Source organism: Acidisarcina sp. (assembly GCA_035539175.1).
Lineage (GTDB): Bacteria > Acidobacteriota > Terriglobia > Terriglobales > Acidobacteriaceae > JANXZS01.
Map to the genome: position 1 here is coordinate 285,093 of DATLIY010000008.1, position 12,161 is coordinate 297,253.

Genomic DNA, 12,161 nt, shown 5'->3' on the forward strand with positions numbered 1-12,161 from the left:
GATCGACCAGAAGGGGAACTTGTGGGTTATTTTATCTGAGAGGCAACCGAAGACAGCTTCTGTGCCGTACGATCGGTGGATAGATGAAACTAACAGCTTTGGAACTATGTGCCGGTGCAGGTGGTCAAGCGTTGGGCTTGGAGCGCGCCGGCTTTCACCATAAGGCGCTACTTGAACTCGATCGGCACGCATGTATGACCCTGCGCATCAATAGACCTGAATGGAACGTGATTCAAGGCGACTTGCGCGATTTTGATGCCGCTGCATTTGCGGGTGTTGACCTCGTGTGCGGAGGTTTACCGTGTCCGCCGTTCTCCGTCGCCGGCAAACAGTTGGGCAAAGATGATGAGAGAAATCTTTTCCCCTCGGCGATACGAGTCATTGAGCAAGTCAAGCCGCGTGCTGTGATGATCGAGAATGTTCGCGGTATCCTCGATGCCGTTTTCAGTGATTACCGGCAATACATAGTGGAAGAATTAAAGGCCCTTGGCTATAGGGCGCAATGGAAACTCCTCAATGCTTCTGATTTCGGCGTGAGTCAGCTTCGGCCCCGCGTTGTCTTTGTTGCCGTCGCTCACCATAACAGACAAGATTTTGAATGGCCGGAGTGCAATCCGGAGCGCCCTCAAACCGTAGGTGAAACGCTTTATGACCTGATGGCAAGCCGGGGGTGGAAGGGAGCCGATCTCTGGCGGAGCCGTGCCGATGAAATAGCTCCGACCCTAGTTGGTGGCAGCCTCAAGCATGGAGGACCCGACCTTGGCCCAACTCGTTCCAAGAGAGCTTGGGCAACACTCTCTGTCGATGGGCACGGACTAGCAAATGAGGCTCCTCCAGCTGACTTTGTCGGCATGCCTAGGCTCACAGTGAGGATGGCGGCACGACTTCAGGGCTTTCCTGATGAATGGCAATTTGCCGGTGCAAAGACCGCAGCATACCGACAGGTTGGAAATGCCTTTCCTCCCCCGGTGGCTGAGGCGGTTGGCCGGCAGATATACCGCTCTCTCAACGCTGGTCTCCGCTTGGTGAGAGCAAGATGACTGAAAAGAAATCCAATGGTGCCCGCGCAAAACTACGGGCTCATTTCCTCAGGAATATTGGCAAGGTGATGAACTCCGAAGAACTGCGCAAGGTTGCGGGGGATATTACAGAGTGGGCTCGGCGCGTCCGGGAATTGCGAACAGAAGAGGGCTTCCAAATTCTGACGAACAATGATCGAAGCGATCTTAAGCCCGGTCAATATCTCTTGAATGATCCAAAGCCGATGCCAGCCTTTGAACGGGCAATATCAAAGGAATTACGTGCATATGTCCTGGATCGAAATGGGTTTACCTGCCAAATGTGCGGGGCCGTTGCCGGCGAAGACCACCCATACGATCCTGGAAGGAAGACAAGACTGCATATCGGCCACATCGTCGATAAATCCATGGGTGGAAAAGACGAAGCGGGGAATTTAAGGGCAATTTGTTCGATTTGCAATGAGGGAGCGCGAAACTTAACCTTGGATCGCCCCTCTTTACAGAAACTCCTCATTCAGGTTCGCAGGGCAACGGCCGATGATCAGAAAAAAGTGCTTGAATGGCTACTGCGAAAGTTTCCGCTGTAGCCTTTTCGTATGGATAAACTTCCATCCGCGGCGCGAAGCGAAAATATGCGGCGAATTCAAAGCCGCAATACTCGCCCGGAAATCGCAGTTCGCTCCATAATCCATCGGCTCGGCTATCGCTTTCGCCTTCATCGTGCAGATCTTCCCGGGAGACCGGACATTGTGCTTCCGCGCCTCAGGAAAGTGGTTCTCGTCCATGGATGTTTTTGGCATCAGCACAAGCATTGCGTAGATGGCCGCATTCCACAGACCAGAATCGAATACTGGCTTCCAAAGCTCACGAAAAACCAAGAGCGCGACAGGACGAACCGTAAGAAACTCCTGGCGCTCAGCTGGAAGGTTTTGGTGATTTGGGAATGTGAACTCCGCGATACAGCTAGAACCTCCTTGAAGCTGCAAAAGTATCTTGCATCCTGATGTACAGATCGTTTAAATCGCAGCCACCCCGTGAACGGCCCGGAAAAATAGTTGAACGAATGGCACACGAGGGCGGTCTTTGCTTGTGAGACGCTATGACGGACAGAGCGGAGGTTGGCGGTTGGGGAGAAACGACGAGCTGCGCGAAGACTTGTTTCGAGAGCTTGTCCATCGTCAATCCCGCTTCGTCTTCCGGGTTGCGTATGCCGTGCTGAGAAACGTCCACGATGCGGAGGATGCAGTGCAGGACACATTCCTGAAGCTTTATCGATCCGGCGCGTGGCAGGAGATGCAGGACGAGAGGGCCTTCCTGGCGCGATCGGCATGGCGCATCGCCGTGGACAAGCTGCCGAAGCGAGCGCAGAACACTTCGCAGGACGACGCGGATCTCCTGGAACCAGTTTCGAGCAAGCCAACTCCAGAGCAGGCGGCCATGGCAGCCGACTCCCGCAGACTGGTGCACCAGTTGATCGATTCCCTGCCGGAAGAGCTGCGGCAACCTCTGGCCCTCTCCACGGTCGAGGAGTTGAGTTCGGTTGAGATTGCAGCCGTCATGAGCATTCCAGAAGGAACCGTGCGGACGCGGCTGATGCGTGCACGCGGAATCCTGAAAGAGAAGTTAGCCGCAATGATGGATGGACGCTATGCCAGGTAACAAGCAGGACGAGTTGGATGACCTTCTGAAGGCGGGCCTCGCCAGCTATGCGGACGCCGAACCTCGGCTGGGCATGGAGGAACGCGTGCTGCGCCGAGCGAGGGAGCCGCGCGTCGCACCACGATTTCGTGTGTGGCAATGGGCAGCAGCCTGTGCGTGCGTGGCGATTCTGGCAGTCCTCGCAGCTCTCTTTGCAACGCGGCCCGGCAAAACAGATGCTGCCCACCCGGGAGTCGCTTCCCTGCAGCCAAACGTGGCACAACGCACCTCAGCCGAGCCGGCTGGCAGGCCAGAGGGCGTCGCGGCCCCAGAGCTTTCGGAGACGTCAGAGTTGCCGGAGCCGCTGCGAAGGCACATCGCTCCCGTTCGCAGCCACAGAACTGGACCAGCCGCTCCCGCCGTTACGGAGTCCAGCCCGGCGCGAAGCAAGTTCTTTCCTGTACTGCAGCCTTTGACGGCGGAAGAACGCAGGATTATCGCTGCAATCCAGCAGCATCCGGCGGAAGTAACGCAGGCCCTAACCGAGGCTCAGGCCGAGAGTGCTGAGCCAATTCATATCGCAGCAATTCAGATAGAGCCGTTGCAGTAAACCATGAGCATTCGGAGGAGAAAGATGCACAAGACAACCAGGCTGTGGATGGTTCTGGGGGCTGCCGCAGCAATGGCGGTCTGCGGAAGCGCGGTGGCGCAGAACAAGGACAACGATGCGGGAGCAAAGCCTGCAACCAATGCAATGCGAGCTCTACCATCCGGCGATGAAGCGAAGAGCGCGGATGCACGTTATTTCCATCTGGAGTTCGTGGTCAAGGAGGTAGAGCTCGGCAAGGTGCTCAACAGCCGATCCTTCATCACCTCCGCCTCCGACCAACGCGGCAGCAGTTGCTCCATACGTGCGGGGGCGCGGATTCCGGTATTGCAAGGGGGAGACCATTCACAATTCCAGTACCTGGATGCGGGAGTGAACATTGACTGCAACCGCCTGAGCATGAGAGGCAACGAGCTTGCCATGTACATCAAGGGCGAGGTCAGCACGTTTGCCACGGACATGCCACAGGAAAGCAGCGCGCACGCAACCAGCGGAGCCGAAACCAAATCCCGGTCAAGCGACAGCGGGGGTCTGCCACCTGTTATTCGTCAAAACCGGTGGGAAGCCATGACGGTTGTGCCGCTGGGCAAGACCACAACCATCTTCTCCTCCGACGACATAAGCTCCAGGCAGAAGATGCAGGTAGAGCTGACGGTGACGGAGATTCACTGAAGCAACCCACAAGCCCAACCTGAGAGACACAACCCGGGAAACCCCGCCCGAAGAGCCCCGTTTGAGGCGGGGCTTCTCAGGCGCTCCTTTGGGCGCTCCGGCGTCCGCCCCGGCGGCGAGATTGCTTTGGGCTGCCCTGAGCCGTTAGACTCCGAAACAAATGGTTAAGGCGGATGACAACCCAGAGCGGCTAATCTCAGCCGCCCGTGCGGAGGAAGAAGACTCCTTCGAACTGAAGCTGCGGCCGCGGCGTCTGGCGGAGTTCATCGGGCAGGAGAAGGCGAAGGAGCAACTCGCCATTGCGCTCGAAGCCGCGAAGACCCGCGGCGAAGCGCTGGACCACGTGCTGCTCTTCGGTCCTCCGGGCCTGGGCAAGACGACGCTTGCGACGATCATCGCCAACGAACTCAACGTCGGCTTTCAGCAGACCTCCGGCCCGGCTTTACAGATCCAGGGCGACCTGACGGCGATTCTCACGAACCTCCGCGACCGCCAGGTGCTATTTCTGGATGAGGTTCACCGCCTGCAGCCGGTTCTCGAAGAGAAGCTCTACACGGCGCTCGAAGACTACAAGCTGGACATCATCATCGGCCAGGGCCCGGCGGCACGAACCCATGTGATGGACATCAAGCCCTTCACCTTTGTTGCAGCAACGACACGGCCCGGCCTGCTTTCGTCGCCGCTTCGCTCCCGCTTCGGAATCCTGCTGCGGCTGCAGTTCTACACCGAAGACGAACTGCGGTTTGTGGTCGAGCGCTCGGCGGAAGTCCTGCAGGTTCCCATTGATCGCGATGGCGCTGCGGAGATAGCCTTGCGCTCTCGGGGTACGCCGCGCATTGCCAACCGGCTGCTGCGGCGCGTGCGGGATTACGCACAGGTAAAAGGCACAGGCGTGATCGACCGGCCAACGGCACAGGCTGCCCTGAAGTTGCTGGAAGTGGATGCCCACGGCTTTGACGAACTGGATCGCAAGCTGCTGCTCACCATCATTGAGAAATACGATGGAGGCCCAGTGGGGCTGAATACGCTCGCGGCAACGCTGGCGGAAGAAGAGGACGCGCTCGAAGAAGTCTACGAGCCGTTTCTCATCCAAATCGGGTTCCTGGATCGTACGCCGAGAGGCCGCGTAGCAACCCGGCTTGCCTATGAGCACTTTGGCCTGCCGCTACCGCGCAAGCAACTACTGTTCTAGACGGGTTAAAGGGCGGCAAGCCTGCCAGAAGGCCCAGGTCGTCTAATGCGAGGAGGATACGCCATGGCACGAACCGAATCCGTAATGCTTCCACTGCAAACGCCCGCGCCGGACTTTGCACTCCCCGACGTGACCACGGGCGCCATCGTCACGCTCGCGGACTTTGCCGATCGCGATGCTCTGCTGGTGATCTTTATCTGCCGCCACTGCCCCTTTGTGAAGCACATAGAGGCAGGGCTGGCTCAACTCGCCAGGGACTATGCGCAAAAGCCACTCGGCATTGCAGCTATCAGCAGCAACGACATCGCCAGTTACCCCGAAGATGCACCCGAAGGCATGCGCGAACAGGCGGCGGCAACAGGGTTTATCTTCCCGTATCTCTTCGATGAAACGCAGGAGGTGGCGCGGAGCTATGGCGCTGCCTGCACTCCTGACCCTTTTCTCTTCGACCGCGAGCGCAAGCTCGCCTATCGAGGCCAGCTCGATGGCAGCCGCCCGGGAAATGATATTCCTGTGACCTGCAAAGACATGCGAGACGCGATCGACGCAGTGCTGGCAGGCAAGGCTGTGAGCGCAGAGCAGAGGCCCAGCCTGGGTTGCAACATCAAGTGGAAGTGAGCTGCGCGGGATCGGCCTCGCTGGATCAATTCACGAAATAAGAGGCCCGCGCCACCGGTTTCCGTGGCGCGGGCCCCTTGTTTACTGGATTGGTCCTCTACTTTGCGGCGACTGCTGGAGCCGGAGCACCATATTCGATCCGAATCGTCTGGATCTCATAGGGGTGAATGGCGAAGGTTAACGTTTTGCTGGACAAGCTGACGTCCCCTGCAATCGGGTTCTCCATCATGTCCGCTACCGAAGCAGACTTTGCGCCTTCGGGAATTGTAGCTGTCACGGTTGCAGAATTCCCTGCCCACTCATAGACGCGCAGCAGCAGGGCGTTTCCGTCTTCCGACTTCTTGAGCGCGGTCAATACGACGTTTTCCGGCGTAACGTTCACGAAGGAACGCTCCGCAGGCCACTCACCGGCGTGATTGGATACCTGCACCGCAGTCAGCGGATAGTTCGTCTCATAGCCGTGCCGCATGCTCAGCGCCGTCTTCCAATCACCCGCGTGCGGGTAGAGCCAGAAGGCAAAGCGCTGATGGCCACGATCCGCGTCAGGATCCGGCCATACGGGCGAACGCAGCAGCGTGAGGCGCAGAACGTTGTCCTTGGCATCGTAGCCATACTTGGATTCATTGATCAGCGTGAAGCCGTGTTGCGCATCTCCCAGGTCGGCCCAGCGCATTGCGGGAACCTCAAACTGCGCCGATTCAAAGCTGTTGTTGCGCGTAGTGGGACGCTGAATCGTGCCATAAGGAATCTCGTAAGTGGCCTTGGCGCTCGATGCGGCGAGTGGGAACGCTGCCTTCAGCAAGACATGCGTCTCATGCCAGTCGATGTTGTTGGTCACCTTCACCATCGGCGATCCTGCCTCAAGTGAGATGTCCTGGACGAACTTCGAGTTCTGCCAGGTCCGCGTGACGCGGATGCTGCCGCGCATGGGCCCCGTCTCGACCAATTGAACGGAATCGACTTTATCGATTGGCGTAGCGGAGTCGAGCGTGCCGGGATCGATATTCCAAGCATCGTAGTCCTTCGGCAGATCCTTGAATGTCTGCAACTGATTGCCGCATCCACCCTTGGCGATGCTATCGAAGCCACTCTTCTTATCGATCAGACTGGTGATGCAGCCGGTGTGCGGATCGACGACAACCCGCAGCAGAGAGTTCTCCAGAGTCTGGTCTGTCGCCTTCAGGTCCGACGTTTCTGCCTTGCCAGAAGCCGCAGGACGGGCATACAGCACCCGATAGCCCAGGGCTGGGACATCGGTCATAACCTGCACATGGAAGCTATTCGTCGCTGGGTTCACAAGCTTCACGTCGGCAAAGAGCACCTTGCCTGCCGCATCCGCGATCTGGATGGAGGGCGTGGACTCCGGCATCTGCACAGTGAACGCCACAGAGTCCGAGCGCTGCCAGCCAAGCGGATTGAAGACTGCTACGGGAACCCCCTTGCCGCTGGTGTTGATGTAACTGGTCAAGGTCTGCAGCGCGGCAGCTTGTGCTGTTTCGGTCTCCAGCCGCACAACCTTCGTATCGTTGTCTGCGTCGCGATAGATGACGGCGATGCCGGACCCGGCGGCTGTGTCATGAAACTGGTTGAAGAGAATTTTCTTCCAGCCATCGGTAAACTTCGCCTGCGGATACGCCAGCCCCTGCAACCACGCGAGCGAGGAGAACTTCTCAGCGTTGAGCAGCATCTCTTCGCCCTCGCGCATATTGCGTTTATGCTTTGCCTGCGTGGTCATTACGCCGCGGTGATACTCGAAGTAAAGCTCATCGTCCCATACGGGGAGGCTCACCTCGCCCGCAGGCGGCGTGGGCAACGCCGCCGACTTGGCGGCGAGAGTGCTGTAGTTCCAAACAGGAGCATGCTTCGTGTCGAGATGCGTTTCAACGTCGGAGAAGAAGCTCTGCGCAGTTCCGAACTTCGCCTTGGGATAGACGACATCGGGACCGGTCCACTTCATGCCGGAGTCAAGCATGGCGCGGGTTGGGCCGCCGCCGTGGTCGCCGATTCCGTAGAGGTGCATCATCTCCGTCGTTCCTGGATTGAGTTTGCGAGCCGCGGCAAAATCCTCGGCCATGCGTACGGGCTCGACCTGGTTGACGTAATCATGCGGGAAGTAAGTGAGGACGCGGCTGCCATCGGGCGACTGCCACCAGAAGAGCTTCAAGGGAAGCTGATTGGTATCGTTCCAGCCCATCTTCTGCGTCACAAAATAATCAATACCGGATTTTTTATAGATCTGCGGCAGTTGCCAGGTGTAGCCGAAGGAGTCTGGATTCCAGCCGATGCGCACGTCTCCGCCGAAGGTCTCCTTGAAGCTGCGTTTGCCGATCAGGATCTGGCGCACAAGCGATTCGCCATCCGGCATATTCAGATCGGGCTCCACCCACATGCCGCCCACAATCTCCCAGCGGCCTTCCTTGTAGGATTCCTTCATCTGCTTGCACATGTCGGGATACTTATCGCACATCCAGTCGCTAAAGGCAGCGGCGGACTGGGTGAAGGTATATTGCGGATACTCGCGCTGAAGTTGCAGAGCCGTGGACCATGTCTTGCGGACCGCCTCCACCGTCTCCGTCCAGGGCCAGAGCCACGCCGCGTCGATATGCGAGTTGCCAACCAGCCGGATGTTTGCCGTCTGCAGAGTCGGCTTCAGCGATTGGAGCGAACTTTGCGCCGTACGAAGCGAGGCGTCGAAGGCTGTCTGATCGGCGTGATCCAGCGCGCTTAGATCCACCTGAGCGAGCGCTGCTTCCAGTTGCTTCATATCGCCTGCGGCACCAAGTGCGGGTAGCAGGGCGCGGGCGGAGCGTGCCTCGGCAACCAGAACTTCGGGGTTGGGGCGCGACTCTGCGAAATCAATTCGGGCTGAGGCCGAATGAAATTCTTTTTTGTCGACTGTGGCAAGCAGCTTGACGGCAACCAGGACTTTCTCACCTGGCTTCGCCGGTTCGAACAGCACAATCGGCTCCAGGTCCTCTCCCAACGCCACGCGACGGCCATTGAAGTAGATGATCTGCGGAATGGGCCCATTGGCTCCCGCGCGGAACTGGAACCAGATGCGCGCACCGGTCAGGTCATAGCCGTTCAGCGTTTTGGGAACCTCAATCCATCTGCGGAACCACATCGCGCCAGTTGGAAACTCTGCGCGCTTCTCCACCTTGGACCAGCCGGAATCGTCCAGCGTTGGCGACTCCCCATGAGCGATATCACCCTCGTGATACGCCCAGCCGTTTACCGGCAATTCCCGCAGAGAATCGAGGCGCTGGATCACACCTAGGCTTTTCTCGCTAAGCACAGGAGCGGCCTGAGGCGATTGCGCCTGAACTGCCGCAGATGCGAACAGACAACCAGAAAACACAAGAAGCGAAACACTCGACACGAGAGCGTGCCAAAGCGGAGCGCGGAAGGCGAGACGAGGCATGAAATCTTCTCCAAAAGATACCGCGAAGCAGCGGTCAAATGAGGGAACGGAGAAGTATATAGGCTGGGAAGCCAAAATGGAAAGGTTACCAATAACCCGGAGACCATCTGAAGGAGGCCTCCGGGTTTGGCTTTAGAGGGACAGCCCTTTGAGGTACTCGCGAAAGGCCGGTCCGAGATCCTCGCGCTTCAGCGCAAACTCGACGGTCGCTTTCAGCATGCCAAACTTGTCCCCCGCGTCGTGCCGCTTGCCGGCAAATTTATAGCCGTAGACTCTCTCATACTTCAGCAGTCCCTTGATGCCGTCGGTCAGCTGCACTTCGCCTCCAGCACCAGGCTTTGTCTGCTCCAGGAGATCAAAGATTCTGGGCGAGAGAATATACCGGCCGATGATGGCGTTCTTTGAAGGTGCGTCTTCCATCTTCGGCTTCTCAATCAGATCCTTCACTTCCAGAACGCTGGGGTTTCCCCGAAGAGGGGTGCAGTCCAGAACTCCATAGGACGAGATGCTCGGCCCTTCCACCTCCTGCGTAGCAAGTACGGAAGCCTGCACGTCGTCGTATACATCGATCATCTGCTTGAGGCATGGAACCTCCGCATCGATGACGTCGTCGGGAAGAATCACAGCAAAAGGCTCGTCGCCAATCAGGTCTCGAGCGACAAGAATGGCATGACCAAGCCCCAGGGACTCCTTCTGCCGAACCGAGATGATGCGCGCCATACTGGAAACCTGGCGCGTCATGGCGAGCAGGTCGCTCTTGCCGCGCTTCTCCAGCAGCGTCTCCAACTCATAGCTCTTGTCAAAGTGGTCTTCAATGCAGTCCTTGCCGCGGCCCGTAATGACGATGATGTCCTCACACCCTGCAGCGATTGCCTCTTCCACGCCGTATTGAATAATCGGCTTATCCACCAGCGCCAGCATCTCTTTCGGAATGGACTTGGTGGCCGGCAGGAAGCGTGTACCCAGGCCTGCTGCGGGAAAGACGGCTTTGCGCACCTTCGTTCTCATCAAATGGTTCTCCTCAATCCTCACTTGGTTGGATCCGCAGACGGCCGATGATACGCACGGCGAAGTATTCCGCTTGTCCCATGGTGGCAATCATCCAGCAGTACGCGTCGAAAATCATACACTTCAGGAATTAAGATGCACGCTACACGACGCTGAAGTGTTGAAAACTTGCTACAGCGTTGGAGAAGAGTCTCCCAGCATTGCCTTGCGAACGATTGCGATGGGAGGAAATCCCTGCCTCATAAAGTTGTCGTGGAATTGCTGCAGAGAAAAATTCGCTCCCTGCTTCTTCTGGAGGTCGGCGCGAAGCTTGAGGATCTCCAATTTACCCAGCGTGTAGTAGAGGTAGGTGGGATCCGACGTGCCCCTCTTCGTCTCCACCAATGCGCTTGCCGGCGATTGGTAGCCTTCCTTGACAAAGAAATCGACTCCCTGATCGAAGGTCATATCTCCCGTATGCATCCGAATGCCGACGATAAAACGCGCATCGCGCAGCAATGCATCCTGCAATTGGCCGAGGCGCAGCAGCTTCGCTTCGCGCGCGTCCTTTGCCCCGGCGCCGGGCTGTCCGTAACCAGCATCGAGCATCATCTGCTCGCAATAGTGCGCCCAGCCCTCCACGTTTGTGTTGGCGCCGAGAAGCTTGCGCACCTTGCTGGGCGCCTGGGGTACCCACAAAAATTGAATGTAGTGGCCCGGATACGCCTCATGCACCGAGGTGCTGAGAATGGTTCCAATATTGAAGCTGGCCATGTATTCGGAGACGTGCTCCGCGGTCCAGTCTCTCTCCGGCAGTGTGACGTTGAAATAGGCTTCGTGGGCCACCTTCTCGAAGGGGCCAGGCGTATCCATGGAAGCGAACGTGACGGCGCGCATGAACGGTGGCGTCTCCTCCAGAATTGGCCGGACATCCGAGGGAATCGTGATGATCTGCTTCTGCTGGATGAACTGAATCAGGCCGTCGAATGTGTTGCGGAAGCTCTGCAGTAGTTGATCGGGAGCCGGGTGGTCCGCGCCAAGCTCTTCAAGCACCTGCCGCGAGGTCTTGTCTGCTTCCACCTCCCTGGCAATGCGGTTGAACTCAGCCTGGTTCTTGTGAAGATCCGCGAAACCAATCTCCAGAAGCTTGTCCAGCGGTGTATCCACCATTTCGTCATAGTGGAGCTTCTGCTGAAACGCCTTCGCGCCGATACGGTAATCGCCATTGGAGCGCGGGAGCAGGTCCGTCTTCAGCCAGCTCTCATAACTCTGGAGCGCGGCAATCACCGCAACATTGGACTTCTCAAACTCGGCCTTTGTCGTCGCATCGGTTGCATCCTTGAATGCCAGCGGCACATCCTTCTGGAAGAAGCTGATGATCCCCGGCAGTTGCGCGATGGCTATCTCGGTATAGATACGTGGCGGATTCTTCAGATTCTGGCGCGCAGCGGCGAAAACCGCGGGCATCTGCTTTTCCCGGGCTACAAGCGATTTCAGCCGCTCATCCTGCGAGGCAAACTTGCGTTCCATTAAGGAGAAAGCGCTGTTGGTGATTCCGCCTGAATAGTTGTCGGGATTCTTTTCCCATTGACGGATCACCTCCAGCATCAGCAACGTCGACTGAACGTTATTGCGCAGCAACGTCAGGTCATCCTGCGATACTGCATCCAACTGCCCGGACGGCACACTCGCGAACTTCTTCTCGTAGGCGTGCAGCGCGGCTATCTGGCCGTCAACAGCGGCGCGAGAGTAATCTTCAAGATCCTTGTCGTATTGATGAAAGCCAGCCAGAGTGCCCGTCGTGGGCGCGTACTTGAAGTAGACCTGATCAAAATACTGATCGGCGAGAGTACGAAACGCGGCGACGGCCTGCGGAGAAGAGGCTTGCGCCGTCTGCTGTGCGATTCCGTTTCGGGGTGCGCTCATGATGCCTCCAAATACCAGTAGAACGACAAGCAGATTACGAATCACGCGATAGCCCTCTCTATTTGCAACCATAACTGATAC

General features: G+C 57.7%; 10 protein-coding genes. 7 read left to right on the forward strand and 3 right to left on the reverse strand.

Annotation, left to right across the window (positions count from 1 at the left end; genetic code table 11):
- Positions 1–83: 83 nt before the first annotated feature.
- The 7 genes from VM554_09295 to VM554_09325 all read left to right on the forward strand — a co-directional run bounded on the left by VM554_09295 (position 84) and on the right by VM554_09325 (position 5,746).
- A complete protein-coding gene (locus VM554_09295) occupies positions 84–1,040 on the forward strand; it encodes a DNA cytosine methyltransferase (protein ID HVJ08568.1) in 957 nt (318 codons plus the stop codon).
- Complete coding sequence (locus tag VM554_09300; protein HVJ08569.1) at positions 1,037–1,606, forward strand: HNH endonuclease signature motif containing protein; 570 nt, start codon at positions 1,037–1,039, stop codon at positions 1,604–1,606. The genes VM554_09295 and VM554_09300 overlap by 4 nt, the downstream gene beginning before the upstream one ends.
- A 538-nt stretch (positions 1,607–2,144) precedes the next feature.
- Positions 2,145–2,678 carry an RNA polymerase sigma factor gene (locus VM554_09305; protein HVJ08570.1) on the forward strand — a complete coding sequence of 178 codons (534 nt, stop codon included), beginning with the start codon at positions 2,145–2,147 and terminating at the stop codon, positions 2,676–2,678.
- On the forward strand, positions 2,668–3,267 hold the full coding sequence (locus VM554_09310; GenBank protein ID HVJ08571.1) for a hypothetical protein: 600 nt from the start codon (positions 2,668–2,670) through the stop codon (positions 3,265–3,267). The genes VM554_09305 and VM554_09310 overlap by 11 nt, the downstream gene beginning before the upstream one ends.
- A 24-nt stretch (positions 3,268–3,291) precedes the next feature.
- Positions 3,292–3,936, forward strand: a complete 645-nt coding sequence (locus VM554_09315; protein ID HVJ08572.1) for a hypothetical protein — start codon at positions 3,292–3,294, stop codon at positions 3,934–3,936.
- 160 nt (positions 3,937–4,096) lie between these two features.
- Positions 4,097–5,128, forward strand: coding sequence for a Holliday junction branch migration DNA helicase RuvB (gene ruvB, locus VM554_09320; protein HVJ08573.1), 1,032 nt, complete (start codon positions 4,097–4,099; stop codon positions 5,126–5,128).
- A gap of 63 nt (positions 5,129–5,191) precedes the next feature.
- Positions 5,192–5,746, forward strand: a complete 555-nt coding sequence (locus tag VM554_09325) for a thioredoxin family protein (protein ID HVJ08574.1) — start codon at positions 5,192–5,194, stop codon at positions 5,744–5,746.
- Positions 5,747–5,843: 97 nt separating this feature from the next.
- On the opposite strand, the gene VM554_09330 is transcribed toward VM554_09325, so the two are convergent.
- From VM554_09330 to VM554_09340, 3 genes are all read right to left on the reverse strand, one after another.
- The gene (locus tag VM554_09330) at positions 5,844–9,017 is read right to left on the reverse strand and encodes a glycoside hydrolase family 38 C-terminal domain-containing protein (protein HVJ08575.1); all 3,174 of its coding nucleotides are present in this window, start codon (positions 9,015–9,017) and stop codon (positions 5,844–5,846) included.
- Positions 9,018–9,299: 282 nt separating this feature from the next.
- Positions 9,300–10,175, reverse strand: a complete 876-nt coding sequence (gene galU, locus VM554_09335) for a UTP--glucose-1-phosphate uridylyltransferase GalU (GenBank protein HVJ08576.1) — start codon at positions 10,173–10,175, stop codon at positions 9,300–9,302.
- Positions 10,176–10,346: 171 nt separating this feature from the next.
- Complete coding sequence (locus VM554_09340) at positions 10,347–12,152, reverse strand: DUF885 domain-containing protein (GenBank protein ID HVJ08577.1); 1,806 nt, start codon at positions 12,150–12,152, stop codon at positions 10,347–10,349.
- Between the last annotated feature and the right edge of the window lie 9 nt (positions 12,153–12,161).

What these genes read in the sequence shown, in the direction of transcription:
- galU (HVJ08576.1), bottom strand. Translation starts at nt 10,175, where the DNA reads ATGAGAACGAAGGTGCGCAAAGCCGTCTTTCCCGCAGCAGGCCTGGGT.
- VM554_09310 (HVJ08571.1), top strand. Translation starts at nt 2,668, where the DNA reads ATGCCAGGTAACAAGCAGGACGAGTTGGATGACCTTCTGAAGGCGGGC.
- VM554_09340 (HVJ08577.1), bottom strand. Translation starts at nt 12,152, where the DNA reads ATGGTTGCAAATAGAGAGGGCTATCGCGTGATTCGTAATCTGCTTGTC.
- ruvB (HVJ08573.1), top strand. Translation starts at nt 4,097, where the DNA reads ATGGTTAAGGCGGATGACAACCCAGAGCGGCTAATCTCAGCCGCCCGT.
- VM554_09325 (HVJ08574.1), top strand. Translation starts at nt 5,192, where the DNA reads ATGGCACGAACCGAATCCGTAATGCTTCCACTGCAAACGCCCGCGCCG.
- VM554_09300 (HVJ08569.1), top strand. Translation starts at nt 1,037, where the DNA reads ATGACTGAAAAGAAATCCAATGGTGCCCGCGCAAAACTACGGGCTCAT.
- VM554_09315 (HVJ08572.1), top strand. Translation starts at nt 3,292, where the DNA reads ATGCACAAGACAACCAGGCTGTGGATGGTTCTGGGGGCTGCCGCAGCA.
- VM554_09295 (HVJ08568.1), top strand. Translation starts at nt 84, where the DNA reads ATGAAACTAACAGCTTTGGAACTATGTGCCGGTGCAGGTGGTCAAGCG.